At 61.3% G+C, this 15,267-nt stretch carries 13 protein-coding genes; 4 read left to right on the forward strand and 9 right to left on the reverse strand.

The window, feature by feature from the left end:
• Positions 1-380: 380 nt before the first annotated feature.
• Both Q0106_RS00165 and Q0106_RS00170 read left to right on the forward strand, forming a co-directional pair.
• Positions 381-1,076, forward strand: a complete 696-nt coding sequence (locus Q0106_RS00165; RefSeq protein WP_297607401.1) for a DUF6198 family protein — start codon at positions 381-383, stop codon at positions 1,074-1,076.
• A gap of 253 nt (positions 1,077-1,329) precedes the next feature.
• Positions 1,330-2,835, forward strand: a complete 1,506-nt coding sequence (locus Q0106_RS00170) for a C69 family dipeptidase (RefSeq protein WP_297607403.1) — start codon at positions 1,330-1,332, stop codon at positions 2,833-2,835.
• Between the two features lie 130 nt (positions 2,836-2,965).
• Here Q0106_RS00170 and Q0106_RS00175 read toward each other — a convergent pair whose 3' ends face one another.
• The 5 genes from Q0106_RS00175 to Q0106_RS00195 form a co-directional block, all read right to left on the reverse strand.
• Positions 2,966-3,865: a universal stress protein gene (locus Q0106_RS00175; RefSeq protein ID WP_297607405.1), complete on the reverse strand. Its 900-nt coding sequence runs from the start codon at positions 3,863-3,865 to the stop codon at positions 2,966-2,968.
• A 36-nt stretch (positions 3,866-3,901) separates the two neighbouring features.
• Entirely contained in the window at positions 3,902-4,810 is a 909-nt protein-coding gene (locus Q0106_RS00180; protein ID WP_297607407.1) for a universal stress protein, read from the reverse strand.
• A gap of 39 nt (positions 4,811-4,849) precedes the next feature.
• Positions 4,850-5,752 carry a universal stress protein gene (locus Q0106_RS00185; RefSeq protein ID WP_297607409.1) on the reverse strand — a complete coding sequence of 301 codons (903 nt, stop codon included), beginning with the start codon at positions 5,750-5,752 and terminating at the stop codon, positions 4,850-4,852.
• Between the two features lie 101 nt (positions 5,753-5,853).
• Entirely contained in the window at positions 5,854-6,756 is a 903-nt protein-coding gene (locus Q0106_RS00190; protein WP_297607411.1) for a universal stress protein, read from the reverse strand.
• A gap of 156 nt (positions 6,757-6,912) precedes the next feature.
• Entirely contained in the window at positions 6,913-7,719 is an 807-nt protein-coding gene (locus tag Q0106_RS00195) for a ZIP family metal transporter (protein WP_297607413.1), read from the reverse strand.
• Positions 7,720-8,046: 327 nt separating this feature from the next.
• On the opposite strand from Q0106_RS00195, the gene Q0106_RS00200 reads away from it, so the two are divergent.
• Complete coding sequence (locus Q0106_RS00200) at positions 8,047-9,255, forward strand: amino acid aminotransferase (RefSeq protein ID WP_152158312.1); 1,209 nt, start codon at positions 8,047-8,049, stop codon at positions 9,253-9,255.
• Positions 9,256-9,382: 127 nt separating this feature from the next.
• Here Q0106_RS00200 and Q0106_RS00205 read toward each other — a convergent pair whose 3' ends face one another.
• The 4 genes from Q0106_RS00205 to Q0106_RS00220 form a co-directional block, all read right to left on the reverse strand.
• A complete protein-coding gene (locus tag Q0106_RS00205; RefSeq protein WP_297607415.1) occupies positions 9,383-10,201 on the reverse strand; it encodes a Sir2 family NAD-dependent protein deacetylase in 819 nt (272 codons plus the stop codon).
• Between the two features lie 12 nt (positions 10,202-10,213).
• Positions 10,214-10,822 (reverse strand): peptide chain release factor H, encoded by a 609-nt coding sequence (prfH, locus tag Q0106_RS00210; protein WP_297607418.1) that lies wholly within the window; start codon positions 10,820-10,822, stop codon positions 10,214-10,216.
• Between the two features lie 23 nt (positions 10,823-10,845).
• Positions 10,846-11,991 carry an RtcB family protein gene (locus Q0106_RS00215; protein WP_297607420.1) on the reverse strand — a complete coding sequence of 382 codons (1,146 nt, stop codon included), beginning with the start codon at positions 11,989-11,991 and terminating at the stop codon, positions 10,846-10,848.
• Positions 11,992-12,076: 85 nt separating this feature from the next.
• A complete protein-coding gene (locus tag Q0106_RS00220) occupies positions 12,077-12,904 on the reverse strand; it encodes a MerR family transcriptional regulator (RefSeq protein ID WP_297607422.1) in 828 nt (275 codons plus the stop codon).
• Positions 12,905-13,100: 196 nt separating this feature from the next.
• On the opposite strand from Q0106_RS00220, the gene Q0106_RS00225 reads away from it, so the two are divergent.
• On the forward strand, positions 13,101-15,062 hold the full coding sequence (locus Q0106_RS00225; RefSeq protein WP_297607424.1) for an FAD-binding protein: 1,962 nt from the start codon (positions 13,101-13,103) through the stop codon (positions 15,060-15,062).
• The last annotated feature ends 205 nt before the right edge of the window (positions 15,063-15,267 follow it).

Below are 15,267 nucleotides of genomic sequence, written 5' to 3' on the forward strand. Positions count from 1 at the left end.
TTCATTTTCAAGGTCGGTCATATTTTTGGAAACCGACCGATGGGATCCTTACTTTGAAGCTGCCGGGAATATGCCGCAAAAAAAACTGATGAATCAGATCCGAATAACCGATGAGCGATTATTACCTGATGGAAGCTTGTTTCCGTTTGCTCTTTTTTAATCCCGAGTACATAACATTGCGAAAATCGCGCTGAGGCGCAAGTTCTCATTCCGTTCGCAAGTTGAGAGGAAGAAGGACGCCGGATGGCAGGACCATCATCCGTGAGTGCGTTCTCCGGCGCTTTCCGCGATGCCGCTCAACCAGGATCCGCACGGAGGATCTTCCCGTTAGCAAATGTTTCCGGTGCTAAACTCATGCGCCCTAAAGTTTTCCGCCGGCCATGCAGAATTCTCTTCACTCGAAACGCTTTCAAAATCCCGTCCGCCGCATCCTGATGCTTCTCATCGGGATCGAGTGCGCGACCTTCGGGATCAGCTGTACGGCGCTCTCGGGTCTCGGCACAACGCCCATCAGCTCTCTGCCCTTCGTGCTCTCGAAGATCTTTCCGCTCACCTTCGGCACGACGACCTTCATCCTCAATGTCTTCTTCGTTCTCATCGAGGCGGTGCTTTTGAGAAGCCGCTTTACGGTGCTCAATCTCCTCCAGATCCCGGCGGTCCTCGTTTTCGGGCTCTTCATCGACCTCAACATGCGGCTTCTCGGTGCCCATGCACCGGAGAGCTGGCTCACGGGTCTCGCCATGAGCCTTCTTGGAAACGTCGTCCTGGCGGCAGGCGTTTTTCTCCAGATCCGCTCCAAAACCATCGTGCAGCCGGGCGAGGGCGTCGTCATTGCCTACGCGGCGGTTCTGCGGAAATCCTTCGGCACGATGAAGATCGTGAACGACGTGTCGCTCGTCGTCATTGCCGCAATTCTTTCGCTTGCGGTGCTGGGTACGCTCACGGGCATCCGCGAAGGCACGGTGATTTCCGCGTTTCTCGTGGGCTTTCTCGTGAAGGGCATCGTTCATTTCTTCCCGGAACCGAAGGATAAAGAGCCGCACCAGGTCAACCTCGGGGCCGGCAGGAAGCCCTGAAAACAGGCGTTCCCAATCCGCACTGCCGCCGTGCCGGAATGGACCATGGGTATTTTCTCCTCTAGGCACTTTTGCTTAGATGAGCCAGAATCGGCCTGTCCGAGGGGAAGGCGGTGACGCCTCCCCCTCAAGTTTCAGAGACTTCACTCTTTCACGCCGTCCCTTCAGGGACTCCTGACCAGAGATTCCCGCAAAAATCCCGGCGCGATCATGAGAAAGGAAGTCTCCAGAGCCACCTTTGAGGAGAATTCCCATGCGTCATTTCAAGCTCGCCGCCATCGCAGCCGCGGCCGCTCTTGCCTGCGGTTCCGCGCTCGCCTGCACCACCGTCGTGGTGGGATCCGGCGCCACCGCCGACGGCTCGATCCTGATCGCCCGCGCTGCCGACAGCTCTGCGCTCAAGGCCCAGCACCTCGTGATTCATCCGGCAACGAAAGGCGTGAAGGGCATGTACCGCACGGCGGACCACCATGGCGCCAACAACTTTGAATATCCGCTCCCCGAGAACGGCATGCGCTACACCACGGTCCCGAACTGGAAGACCCAGGTGCACGGCGCCACGGGCTTCAACGAGGCGGGCGTGGGCTTCTCCGGCACGGAATCGATCTTTGCGCGCGATGATGCGCTCAAAATCGACCCCTATAACGAAGAGACCGGCATTACCGAGGACGACATTCCTGAAGTGCTTCTGCCGCGCGTGAAAACGGCCCGCGAAGGCGTTGAGCTCCTCGGCCATATCGTTGAAACGATCGGTGCGGGCGAAGGCTTCGGCGTCGTTCTGATGGACGAAAAGGAAGTCTGGTACTTCGAAACCGGCACGGGCCACCAGTGGCTCGCCCAGAGGACGCCGAAGGACAAGTATTTCGCCTCGGGCAATCAGGGGCGTCTGCAGCAGTACGATCCGAAGAGCCCGGACTTCCTCGCTTCGAAGACGCTCGTCGAATGGGCGACGAAGAACGGCTTCTACGATCCGAAGAAGGACGGGGAATTCAATTTCTCGAAGGCCTATACGCGCGACGATGCGCGCGACCGCGACTACAACGATCCGCGCGTCTGGCAGGTGCAGAAGATTCTGACGCCGTCGCTTAATCAGAAGGTGACGGACGGCCGCAGCTTCCCCGTCTGGGCGACGCCCGACAGCAAGGTGACGGTCGAGGACCTCAAGACGATTCTGCGCAACCACTACGAATCGGGCGAACTTGCTTCGCACGACCCGTATACGCATGGTCTCAAGGGCGACGCCGAACCCTATCGTCCGATCAGCGTCTTCCGCACGTATGAATCGCACGTGATGCAGGTTCGTCCGTGGCTCCCGAAGGCGATCGGCGAAGTGACCTATCTCGCGATGGGCATGGCGGATCTTTCCGTCTACGTGCCGATCTATTCGGGCATGTCCGCCTATCCGAAGCACTGGGGCGAAGGCACGGACAAGGCCGACTCCTCGAGCCTCTACTGGAAGTTCAGAAAGCTCCAGACGCTCGTGATGACGGACTATCCGAAGCTCGCGCCCATCGTGACAAAGGCCTATGCGGACTTTGAAAAGGATCTTGCGAAGCGCCAGGCCGCCTTTGAAGCCGAATACGTGAAGACCGTCAAGACGGATCCGAAGAAGGCTCAGGCCGATCTCGACCACTTCAGCATTCAGGCCATGGCCGATGCGGAAGCGCTGACCGAGGATCTGCTCAATCAGGTCTTTACGGTCCGCACGGAAGACATCCAGAAGGTGAACTTCTTCGCCAACCGTTCGAAGAAGGATTGATTGCCTTGAGATTCCTTTGAGGTCAGGGCTCCGGGTGCGCAGCGCTGAAGCGCGCCCGGGGTCAGAAAAGGAAAGCGGCCCGGAATCGTCAGGCATTCCGGGCCGCTTCGTCTGATGCTTGAGGGCGAAATTACTTTCGGATCACGAGCATCGGCACCTTCGTTTCCGCCGCAATATGCATGGCGGTTGAGCCCAGAACCGCAGCCGTGAAGTTGCCGCGGCCGTGAGAGCCCATGACGATGAGGTCGAGATTCCCGTTCGCAAAGCGCGGGAGCTCGAGGTCGGCCTCGCCGACAAGAAGCTGCGCCTTGACATTGAGGCCCGCCACCTCAAAGGGATCAAGCACCGGCTGAACGGCTTCATGGAAGCGCGTCTGCTGCTCCTCGTCGATCTCCTCGCGCGAGAGCACCGGCATCATCGGGTTCACCGGGTTGGGCGTAATGGGATCGGGCACGGGTTCCGCGCAGTGCACGACCGTGAACTCGGGGTCTTCGCCGAAGAGCTCAAGGTGCTCGAGCACGTAGTTGGCGGCTGCCGCCCCGTAGGCCGAACCGTCGACGAGGATGCCGACCCGCATTTTCTTTTCGGGGAGCTTCGATTCGTCGCGGACCACGAGCATCGGCACGTGCGTCCTCGCGAGAAGGCCGTTCGAGACCGAGCCGAAGATGAGGCCCTGCATGGGGTTGAGCCCTCGGGCGCCCATGACGATCAGATCGGCCTTCGAGGCCTCGGCCTCCCCGGCGAGCATCTTCACGACGTCGCCGTACATCACGCGTTCCGTTGCGGTGCGGAGCTTCGAACGGAAGTTCGTCTTTTTCTGGAGGTCCTCGAAAACATTGACGCCCGTATCCTGGTAGTACTTCTTGACCTCTTTGAGGCCGAAAAGGCGGATGAGCGATTCCGGCACGGAGTACTGGACGTTGACGAGCTCAATCTCGGGATCGGTCCCGAGGAGCGAATCGCGCTCAAGAAGGAAATGGATGAGGCGCGTGCTCTGGCTGCTTTCATCAACGGGAACAAGAATGCGCATAAGCTTCTCTTTTCTAACGGATGGTTCTCAAAAAGGTCAGATCTGCAGATCCTCGGGCAGGCGGATCACGAGCACCGGGATTTCGGAGAGCGCCCCCACGCGGGCTGCGGTCGAGCCGAGAACGGCGGACTTGAAGCGTCCGTAGCCGTGCGAGCCCATCACGACGATGTCTGCGTTTTCATTGGCGTAGGCCGAAATCGCCTCGGCCGGATCGCCTTCGCGCCTCACGGGCCGGGCGTCGATGCCTGCCGCCGTCAGCGCGGCAAGGACCGGGCTCACGGCATTCTCCCAGGCGCTCTGGGATTCCTTTTCGAAGAATTCCTTCGAGCTCGCAGGCGACACGCCGTCGATCTCGTTCTTCGCAAGGCTCGCGTAGTCGGGCGCAATGCTGATCACGTCGACGGTGAGGCCGGGCCCGAAGAGGTCGAGATGTTCGGCAATGAAGTGCGCCGCCGCCTCGCCGTAGTCTGAGCCGTCGGCAGCGAGCGCAATCCGCATGTTCTCGCGCCCAGGCAATCCCTTTTCGCGCACGAGGAGAACCGGAAGAGAGGAGTGCTCCAGAACGCTTCTCGAGACGGACCCGAGGAAGAAGCTCTTCGCAGGGGAGAGCCCGCGGGAGCCCATGGCGATCAAATCGGCGCGGAAAACCTGCGCCTCGCGCGCGAGCGACGGCCCGCATTCGCCGTAGAGAACGCGGGTTTCGACGGAGAGGCCCGCGCGTTCCGCGGTCTTCGTGCATTCGGCGAGCTGCGCGCGGCCTTCGGCTTCATAAACGGCGCAGACGGCTTCGAGACCAAAGCGGTCGATGATGCTCTCCGGAATCGCGTACTGCACGTTCGCGAGCTCGACGACGGGCTTTTCGCGCATGAACTTCGCGCGTTCGCCGATGAAACGAATGGCTTCGCGGCAGGAGGCGCTGCCGTCGCTCGGAATGATGATTCTCATGAGATGAATTCCTTTTGAATTTGATGCCGGTAGAAGCGCTTACGAGGCGTCGCCCGCAGGCACGAGAAGCACGGGGGTTTGCGTGAGGGCGCCAACTTTGGTTGCAGTTGAGCCGAGAACGGCGGATTTGAGGCGTCCCCAGCCGTGGGACCCCATGACGATCAGGTCGGCGTTCTCTGCTGCGTACCGGGCGATTTCCCCTGCGGGGTCGCCGGAGCGCTTCACGGGCCTCGCTTCAATGCCGGCCGAGGCGAGGATGCCGACAACGGGCTTCACCGCCTTTTCCCAATCGGCCTCGGCCTCCTTTTCAAGGTAGGCGCCGGCGCTTTCGGGCGCGATGAAGTCGACTTCGTCGCGGGCGATGCCGGCATAGTCGAGCGTGACGAAAATCACGTCGACGGTCGGCCGGGGACCAAAAAGCGCCGCATTTTCAACGATGAAGCCGGCGGCCTTCCCGCCGTATTCAGACCCGTCGACCGCGAGGAGAATCCTCAGGCTCTCGCGTTCGGGGAGACCCTTTTCGCGCACGAGCAGGACGGGGAGGCCGGCATGCTCGATCACGCTTCTTGAAACGGAGCCGAGGAAGAAGCTCTTCGCGGGCGAGCGCCCGCGCGAGCCCATGGCAATGAGGCCGGCGCGGAAGGCTTTCGCCTCGCGCGCAATCGCCGGACCGCAGTCGCCCTCGAGCACTTTGGTTTCGGACGCAAGCCCCGCGGCGCGGGCGATCGCTTCGCTCCCGGCGGCCTTCTGCTTCGCGGAAGCCTCATAGGCCCGCCGGAGCGCATCGATGTCGATGCGGTCGATCACGTCGTCGGGAATGGGCGGCTCGACGTAAATCAGCTCGGGCACGGGCTTTTCGTTCATGTACCGGGCGCGTTCGCCGATGAATCGGATCGCTTCAGAAGAGGAGGCGCTGCCGTCGACTGGAATGATGACTCTCATATTCATCCTCTTTTTGCTTCTGCCTCCGCAGGGCGCCCCGGGCGCCTCGCGGAGGATTATTGATTTTGAGGAAGACTCCCTTCGGGGAGAAAGGTGCAGCCTCAATCCTCAATGCGGATGAGGAGCACCGGAAGGTGCGTAAGGGCCCCGATCTTCGTCGCCGTGGAGCCGAGCACCGCAGACTTGAAGCGGCCCCAGCCGTGCGAGCCCATGACGATCATGTCGGCGTGGTCCTTCGCGTACTTCGTGATCTCTTCGGCAGGGCTCCCCGTCAGGCGGACGGCTTCGGCTTCAATGTCGGCCTCCTTGAGAATGTCGAGGACGGGTTCCGTCGCTTCTTCCCAGAGGCGCGTGTTTTCCGCTTCGCAGCGGTCGCGCGTGTCGCGAAGGATGGGTTCGTATTCGGTGACGCCGGCGCGCGTGAGGTCGGAATAGTCGCGCATGACGCTCACGACCTTCACCTCAGGCGCGGGTCCGAAGAAGCCCGGGTTTTCAGAAATGAACTTCGCGGCCGCGGCGCCGTAGTTGGAGCCGTCGACGGCAAGCACGAGCCTCAGGTTCTCGCGGTCGGGGAGGGACTCCCCGCGGGCGAGAAGAACGGGCTTCATCGTGTTGGCGAGCACGTTTCTCGAGACCGACCCGAGGAAGAAGCTCTTCGCGGGCGAAATCCCGCGCGCGCCCATGATGATGAGGTCGCAGTCCTCGTCCTCAGCTTCCTTCGAAATGACTTCGCCCGGAATGCCGAATCCGATCTTTTCCTCGGGATTGAGCTCCCTGACGGCGATGCTGCCCTCAAGGTCCGAGAAGATGCCCTTTGCTTCCTCTTCGGCGGCGGCGCGGACGGCGTCGAGGCCGAACTGCGTCATGACGCCCATCGGAACCGGGTGCTGGACGTTGATCAGAGAGACTTCAGGCTTCACCTGCATGCGGCGTGCGCGCGCGGCAAGAAGGTCAAGAGCGTTGCGGCAGGAAACGCTGCCGTCTACGGGAATAAGCACACGCATGGATGCCTCCTTTTTATGGATTTTTTCTTCCGGAATCCGGAAGAAGAGGAGCGGGCCCGCCGCCCCTCTCTTTAAATCCATTATGGCATTCTGCGTGAATTAAATTTTGTTTTCAGGCGTCTGTTGATTCGGTAATTCGCAATGATTTGCGTTTTCTCAACCGAGCGAGGTGTCGAGCGCCATCATGATGACGAAGCCCGCAATCAGCGCCATCGTGCCGATGTCGGAGTGCTTCGAGAGGTGCGCAGCGGGGATGAGCTCCTCAACCACCACGTAGAGCATTGCACCCGCGGCGAAGGTCAGCATGAAGGGCATGACGGGGAGGAAGAAGGAAATCGCCGCGACGACGATGAGGCCGAAGACCGGCTCCACGAGGCCCGAGAGAACGCCGAAGAGGAAGGCCTTCATGCGGGGAACGCCCTGGCCGAGGAGCGGGAGCGAAACGGCCGCGCCTTCGGGGATGTTCTGAATGCCGATGCCGAGGGCGAGCGCAAAGGCCGAGGAGAGGGCAAGCGGGTCGCCCGACATGGCGGCAAGCCCCGACGTGAGGCCGACCGAGCCCCCTTCCGGAATGTTGTGGAGGGTGATCGCGAGAAAAAGGAGCTGAGCGCGGTGGAGCTTCGACTTCGGACCCTCGGGCGTCGTCGAGCCCGGATGGAGGTGCGGCATCGCCATGTCGAGGAACTTGAGGAATACCGCGCCCGCGATGACGCCTGCGGATGCCGTGAGCCAGGGGATGGAGCCGTTCTTTTCGGCCATCTCGAGCCCCGGAATGATGAGGCTCCAGACCGAGGCGGCAATCATGATCCCGGCGGCAAAGCCGAGGGAAAGGGTCTCGGCGAGCGCCGTATCCTTTTCCGGTCGGAAGAAGAAGACGCCGGCGGCGCCGACCGTCGTGCAGAGGAAGGTGAAGCCCGTGCAGAGCGCGGTCCATTCGAGGGCTTTGAGAAGGAGAGGATCCATGGCAATACTTTAACTATCGAAAATCTATTTTCAATAGTTTACCGCAATAGATAGAAGGCAGACGGAGAAGCGCCAATCATAGAACGCTCCGGCCGCGCCTTCTCGAATCGCCTCTGCCGGAGGGCGGGAAGTTGGGGAAAACACCTTAGCTCAGGCGATGCAGAATCAAAGTCCCGAACGCATTTTTGCGGGTCGACGGTTTCCCCGGCGGGAGTTGGGGCGCCGGGCGAACTATATTTGTGAAACTCACGACGTCGGACGCACTTTCCACGGGCGTCCGACATTCTGGCTCCGTCAATTCAAAAAATTTTTTAGGAAGCAGACACTATGCTTAAGAGCGATTTTGCAGCTCTCGCCCCCATGCCGGACGATCCCATTCTTGGCCTTGTGGAACTTTATAAGAAGGATCCGCGCGAAACGAAGGTTAATCTCGGCGTCGGCGTCTACCTCAATGAAGCCGGGTTTCTGCCCCTGATGGAGTGCGTCGAGGAGGCCGAGCGCCGTCTCCTTGAGCGCCACCTGCCGCGCGGCTACATGCCGATGTCCGGCATGCCGCAGTACTGCGCGAGCGTGCAGAAGCTCGTTTTCGGCAAGGACCACGCCGCCGTGAAGGCGGGCCGCATTTCGACCATTCAGACGCTGGGCGGCACGGGCGCCCTGCAGCTCGCGGCCGCTTTTGCCCACCAGTTCCTGGGCGTCACTCAGGGCGTCGTTTCCGACCCGACCTGGGGCAACCACATTGCGATTCTCAAGGCCGACGGTCTTGAAGTCGGCAAGTACGCCTATCTCAAGGCCGACCGCTCGGGCATCGACTTTGAAGCCTTCAAGGCGGCGCTGAACGCCCTGCCGGCGAAGACCCTGGTGCTGCTCCACGGCTGCTGCCACAACCCGACGGGCTTCGACTTCTCGCATGAAGAGTGGCGCGAAGTCGTGAAGATCCTCGTCGAACGCGATCTTCTTCCCCTCATCGACATGGCCTATCAGGGCTTCGGCGCCGGTCTCGAGGAAGATGCCTTTGCGATCCGTCTCCTTGCCGACGAAGGCGTTACGTTCCTTGCGGCCACGTCCTGCTCGAAGAACTTCGGCCTCTACGGCGAACGCGTTGGCGCGCTGCACATCGTCTGCGACAACGAGAAGGAAGCTCAGGTCGTCACCTCGATCATGAAGCGCATCGTTCGTCAGGAATATTCGAACCCGCCCACGCACGGCGGCCAGATCGTTGCTGAAGTGCTCGGCGACCCCGAACTCGAAGCTTCCTGGAGAAAGGAAGTCGACGGCATGCGGGCTCGCATCGTCGGCATGCGCGAGGCGCTTTACGCCGCCGGCAAGGCCGAAGGCCTCGACTTCAGCTTCGCGATCAAGCAGCACGGCATGTTCTCCTTCACGGGCCTCGGCGCCGAGGAGATGGACCTCCTGCGCGAGAAGTACGGCGTCTACGGCGTCCGCAACGGCCGCATCTGCATTGCGGGCCTCAATCACCGCAACGTCGAATACGTTGCCAAGTCGCTCGCGGCGGTCTTCAAGGCCCGCGGGTAATTTGAGCAGTAAAGAAGGCTTCTGAGGAGATCTCAGAAACCTCCCGCAATGAAAACCCGGCGTCTTTCTGAGGACTGCCGGGTTTTCTTCTGCCCGTTTTTTATGCTTTCCCGCCTGGGAGTCTTGCTCAGGGAAGGAGCTTCGGGCTCATGCGCGCCTCAATTTCCCAGGCAATGCCTTCGAGCACCTGCGGCAGGATGCGGGTCGCCGATCCTCTGAAGAATTTGGTGTACTCGAGAATGCTGTCGGCTTCGTCGAGGTCGATGTGCGCTGGGTCGGTGAAGAGTTCGTCCGGCAGATCCTTCGTGATGAGAATCCGGTCGAGGCAGCCGTGCTCCATCGCTTCCGCGACGAACCACGCGGCCGGGTAGACGATGAGCGAGGTTCCGACCGCGATGAAGATGTCGGCCTCTCTGAGGATTCCGGGAATCCAGTCCATGCCGTACGGAACTTCGCCGAAGAGCACGATGTCGGGCCGGACGGCGCCGTCCGTTTTGCCGCACGCAGGGCACCTGTCTTCAGGAGAATAGGGCGCGAGCCTGGGAAAATGCGCGCCGCAGCGCCGGCAGCGGCTCTTCAGAATAGAGCCGTGCAGATGAAAGACGCTCGTGTCGCCCGCGTCCTCGGAGAGGGCGTCGATGTTCTGCGTGATGTGGAGGATCGAAGCCCGGACGCGCAGGCGCCTTGCAAAATCCGCAATCGCCGCATGCGCGGCATTGGGCTTTGCATCCTTCCATTCCCGGATCCGTTCGTTTGTTTCCCGGAGAAAGAGCTGCGGGTTTCTTTTCGCCTCCTCGGAATCGAAGGCATTGGTCGTCTGCCAGTTGCTCTGAGGGTCGCGGTAGGTGGGAATGCCGCTTTCGGCGGAAAGCCCGGCGCCCGAGAGAATGACGACGACGGGGCGTTCCTTCTTCCAGCCCTTAGAATTCAAGTTGATTTTGTACATATTTGATGTTCTTTATTTTCTGACATCCCTGAGAAGGAACTCGGGACCGACATAGATCCGCGTGGGATTCCCGCGCTCGAGCGTTTTGGCGGCGCGCCAGGCGCCTTCTTCGTCCCTCTTCTCCGCTTCGATCCGGAGTTCCCCGAGCGCCGCCTGAAGCCTTTGTTCCGCCCGCCGTCGATTCATCCACTGCGACCGTTCGCCCGTTTCGCGCACGGCAATGCCGGTTTCCGCGTGCACGAGCCTCACGCCCGTTTCGACCTTGTTGACGTTCTGTCCGCCCTTGCCGCCCGAGCGGAAGCGCTCAAACCGCACGGGGCCGGACCTGTCCGGGCGGGGCGCCTCCCCGAGGATCGACAGGTCGATGAACCAGTTCTTCCGGCCGTGGTGGGGCCTGAGCGGACTCGGACAGATCCACTGGATGGTGCCGGCGAGCGCTCGCAAAGCCGGGAGCTCCCCGCGCGTGCGGAACCGGATTGATGCGCGTCCGCCCGCGACGCTGCCCTTCCTTTCGTCGACGAGTTCAATGTCCGGGAATTCCTTCCGGAGCGCCCGGAAGAAGAAGAGCACGGCCAGTTCGCACTCGGCCGGGCCGCTCCCTGAGGAAATCTGCATGAGCATCTGAAATTGCCTCGATAGAGTGATCAGCTCTTGCCGCCCTTGAAGCACCACACGGGCTTCAACCGTGCCGTCACGCGTACGGTGGGAGCAAGAGCAGGGAGAATGTCCGCAAGCGCCCGGTAGGCTTCGGGGGCTTCGTCGAGCGTTTCCGCGCTGATTGAGGGAGACTCAATGCCCGCCGCCTTCATTTCCTCGCGCAGACGGCTGACGGTGAGGACGTTCTTTACCGCATCGCGCTTCAGAATCCGGCCGGCGCCGTGGGGAGCCGATTCATTCCATTCGGGGTTCCCCAGGCCTTCGCCCAAAAGGATCCCGTCCCGCATGTTGATCGGGATGGCGACGGGTTCCCCCGCCTTTGCGGAGATTGCGCCTTTTCTCAGAATCGGCACCGTGCCGGAGCGGTCGACATAGTTGTGCACGACGGACAGAACGGACTCCATCTTCCAGCGCATGCCGTCGCAGATGAGGCGGAGCATCGCGCGGCGGCTCGCCTCTGCGTAAGCGCAGGCGCCCTCGAGGTCCGAGAGGTAGTCGCTGAGGAGCCCGCCCGAAAGCGGCGCCTCTTCGAAAGGCACTTTTCCCTCCGGAGTTTCCGAAAGAGCTGCGCTCGCGAGCTGCATGTAGCGGCCTGCAACCTCGACCCCGACGCGGCGGCTCCCGGAATGGACCGCTAGCCAGAAGGCGCCTTCGTCATCCCGGTCGACCTCGAGAAAATGGTTCCCGCCGCCGAGGGTGCCGAGCGACTTCTGCGCGCCCTCAATGTTGATGTGACGCAGCACTCTGAAGCGCTCGAAATTGAAGTTGAGGGCTTCCGGGAGCGGCTTCTCCCGAACTGCAAAGCCCGCGGGGATCTTCTCCCGCACAAAAGCGGACAAGGCGCCCAAGTCCGGGCGGCGCTTCATGCGGAGCTTGGCGAGCGTGACGCCGCAGCCCATGTCGATCCCGACCAGACCCGGGAGGAGGCTTTCGCCCACGGTCATCGCGAGGCCGATCGGGCCGATTTTCCCCGGGTGGGCGTCGGGCATCAGGCGGATTATCTGACCACTGCTCGATTCGCGCGACGCGAGCCATTTCGCCTGACCAAGAAGTGCCGGCTCCGGCGCGGCAGCGGACGAAGGCGGATACCAGCGAGCGACCGCGCAGGCGCCCTCAATATCAAAATAATTCATGACGTGAAGAAAGATCCTGAAAAAGACTCAGGAATCATTTTCCTCACGCCTGCGGCAGATTATGACGGACGAAGTGAAGCCGGCCTCATTCAATGGGCGCGATGTAGTCTGCGAATTCGAGTCTGTCGGGCTTGTTCATATGCGCGTTGAGCCGGACGATCTTGAAAATCCTTCCCTTCGGCGCAAGCCCTAGAGCGCGCATCTTCGCGAGGACCGGATGGTCGTGATCCTCCCGGAGGCTCTCGGACTGCATGCGGGCGGGTCCTGCGTAATGCAGGATGAAGGCTTTGCCCGATGGAATGCATTCGACGCTCTCATTGACCGGGATGCCCGCCGCCTTCGCAATGGACTCCCGGACGGAAAGCCCCCAGGAAGAGGGAAGCGACCCGTCCTCTCCCGGCGTCGGCGTGACGGCCAGCGTGGATTTCACAAGCGGCATCCAGCCGAGCCAATCGGGAAGAATTTTGTAGATGTCGTCGTTTTCAATGAAGACAAGCCCCTGGGAGTGCGGGAGGAAATAAAAGCTCTCGAAATCAGTGACTTCCCAGTCGTCGCGACCGGGCCTGCGGCGGGACATCCAGGCTTCGAGCGAGCGCTGCTCCTCAATCACCATCCTCAGGCGCTCCGCTTCCTTTTCCATATGGGCGGTTCGATTGCGAAGCTCCTCAAGGAGTTCCTCGGGAGACGCGTCGCTGATGAGCGCCTGCATGCCGCGGATCGGAATGCCGTAGCTTTTGAGCTGCATGGCGGCGAGGAATTTCGGGCTCGTCTGGAACGGATAGTAGCGGTAGCCGTTTTCGCGGTGCTCGGCCCAGAGAAGCCCCTGATCCTCGTAGTGCTTGAGAAGGTCGGGAGTAACTCCCATGTACGCAGCAAAGTCGCCGATTCGATATTGCTTGGATTGAGCCTTCACGGGGTCGTCTCCGGATGAACATGAATGGATGGATCAGGCGGCACGGCGCGCCAATCCAGTTCCCTTTCTGATTTTATTGGATCTTTCAGAGCCTCTCGAAACATCTCCTGCGGTCGCGGATCTCCGCCTTGACCTGGGAGCTGCTCCCGGCCCGACAATACGATTCATCAGAATGAATCCTCAGGGGAGACCGAAAATGACAGATCTTTCACGCAGAAATTTCCTTTGCAAAAGCTTCGTCGGGAGCGCCGCGATCGCGGCCGGAAGCACGGCCTTTGCCGCATCGCCCGCCGGCATCTATCGTCCGGGCACGTACTCGGCAAAAGCTTCCGGCATCGGCGATGTCGTCGTCACGATGACCTTCGACAAGGACCGCATTACGGACGTCGTGCTCGACGTTTCGCATGAGACCCCTTCCATCGGCCAGGCGGCGGCCAACGAATTGAAGCGCATGCTGATGGCGTCTCAGGGCGCCGGCATCGACGCCGTCTCGGGCGCAACCATCACGTCGAAGGCGGTTTCTCAGGCGGCGGCGAAGTGCATCGCGCAGGCGAAGGGTGAAATTCCGGTTGAAGTGATCGAAAAGTCGGACGCAGGGGACGACGGCGACTGGCTCGGGAAGCCGCCTGAAATCGACGAAAAGAGCATTGCGAAAACACGCGAGACCGATATTCTGGTGGTCGGCTGCGGCACGGGCGGCATGTTCGCCGTGGCGGCGGCCGCGGAAGCGGGCGCCAAGGTGATCGGCATCGACCGCTTTGCGACGGGTACCGGCATCCGCAATGACCTGGGCGCCTTGAATTCCCGCTACCAGAAGGCCTGGGGCACGAAGATCGACAAGTTCGACTTCGTGACGATGGCGACCCAGTACGCCGCAGGGCATCTGAGTCAGGACCTCGTGAAGCTCTTCTGCGAAAAGTCGGGAGAAGCGATCGACTGGTACGGCGACCGCCTGAAGGAGCGCGGGGTCGAGCTCTGGCACGAGTCGGGCGACAAGGTGGACGAGTCCCGCTACGAGCATTTCGCGACCGGCCATTCGCCGCGCTGGAGAGGCACGGACGACGGTACAGGGAAGCGCCTCGACGGCAACCGCATTCTCTTTGACTATGCGGTTTCAAAGGGCGCCGAATTCGACTTCAACACACGTATGCTCAAGCTCGAAAAGAAGGCGGGCCGCGTCACGGGCTGCATCGCCCGCGACGGCGACGGAAAGTACGTGCGCTATGTCGCAAAGAAGGGCGTTGTCGTCGCAACGGGCGGCTACGCGCAGAACTACGCGATGATGGAGGCACTCCAGCCCTGGAACCTCCGCATCATCGGCAGAAACGGTTCCATGCCGGGCGCTCACGGCGACGGCATCCGCGCGTGCCTCTGGGCGGGCGCAAAGATGGATGAAACGCACTCCATGATGATGTTCGACCGGTGCGCCCTGAGGCCGGATCAGAAGACGGGCGTCGAGACCGCAAAGTCGGGCGACAACGGCTTCTTCTGGATGGGCTCGCAGCCGTGGCTCAAGGTGAATGCGGACGGGCGGCGCTTCATGAATGAATCGGGCACGTACGAAAACATTCTCCACGCCGACGAATACCAGAAGGGCCACTGCCACTACACGCTCTTCGACAGCAACTGGACGACCTATGCGCAGCAGTTCAAGATGCACGGCTGCTCGAGACTTTACCCCTTCGAAAACGGCGCGGATCCCAACAACTCGTACGAAGTCGTGCGCGACCGGATGCTGCCCGGGCTCCTCGCAAAAGGCTTCGTCGTGAAGGCCGATACGATCGAGGAGCTCGCGAGGAAGCTCGGACTCCCGGCGGAGGAACTGAAGCGCACGGTCGATCGCTACAACGACCTGGCTCGAAAGGGCGTCGACGAGGACTACGGCAAGGAATCCTTCCGTCTGACGCCGGTCGACAAGGCTCCCTTCTACGGCGCCAAGAACACCGGGTACGTGCTTTGCACGATGGACGGCATTCAGATCGACACGCACATGAACGCGATCGATACCGAGGGGAACCCCATCCCCGGCCTCTACGTGATCGGCAACGACAGCGGGTGCTTCTTCGCGAACGAATACCCGAACCTCGCCACCGGCATGGCCTGCGGCAGAACGGTCACCTTCGGGCGCATCGTCGGGAGCGAGCTCGCGCGTTCCTAAAAGAGGGCGCCCTGGAGGCGCGTTCTGAATGAGAAAAAGGCTGGCGCTTTGACGGGCGTCAGCCTTTTTTGAACCCGCAGGCGCGGGGAGAAAAAAGCTTCCTGAGAGACGACTGCAAGCCGCAGCTTCTATTGAGAGCGCTGCGGCTTCTGTAGTGCGCCCGGCAGCGCACGTGTGTTTATGTGGTGAAAGTCCACTGACCGCC

The organism is uncultured Sutterella sp., assembly GCF_937923675.1.
In the GTDB taxonomy this organism is placed as follows: domain Bacteria; phylum Pseudomonadota; class Gammaproteobacteria; order Burkholderiales; family Burkholderiaceae_F; genus Sutterella.